Below are 518 nucleotides of genomic sequence, written 5' to 3'. Positions count from 1 at the left end.
CGTCGGTCCGGTGCAGGTTGCGCAAGTTGTAGTCGATGTTGCGGATGTCCGTTCCGGCGCGGAACCAGGTCTGTTCGTTGGTCGTCACCTTGCCGAGCGTCGGGCCCATTGCCGTGTCGATCAGCGAGCCGACGATCGAGCCGTTCTTCGCAAAAATGCGGCTGGGCTCCATGTCATTCTCGTTGACCAGCCGCAGCGGATTACGCACGCTTTCAAGATAGCTGCGCAATGCGCCGCCATCGCTGGGTCCCCATCTTGCTTCCAGCTCATTGCGAAGCAGGGCCGTGAAGCCGCTTTCCGACACGTCCTGGAAATCCCTGGGTGTCGTTTCCAGGCGCAATTGTAGCGCGGCACCTGCCATACCGCCGTAGGGCCGCAGCGGACTTGGCATCATCGCCGGATTGGCCCGCGACATGGTGATCTCGCCGAGCACGATATCCCGCTCGGCCAGGATGCGGAGCTCGGGATTCGCTCCCGTCGAGGTGAACATGCGGTTCTGATTGGTCACCGATCCATTC

The 518-nt window shown here is 61.8% G+C and carries 1 protein-coding gene; it reads right to left on the bottom strand.

All coding sequences use genetic code 11. The features are described 5' to 3' along the window. Positions 1 to 490, bottom strand: a 490-nt coding sequence (locus AC1DS5_RS25630) for a hypothetical protein (RefSeq protein ID WP_477721055.1), incomplete at its 3' end; no start/stop codon positions are given. Between the last annotated feature and the right edge of the window lie 28 nt (positions 491 to 518).

The organism is Polaromonas sp. P4_H1 (genome assembly GCF_056400945.1).
The sequence above is the reverse complement of the archived record's forward strand: the minus strand, read 5'-3'. Positions and strand labels throughout refer to the sequence as shown.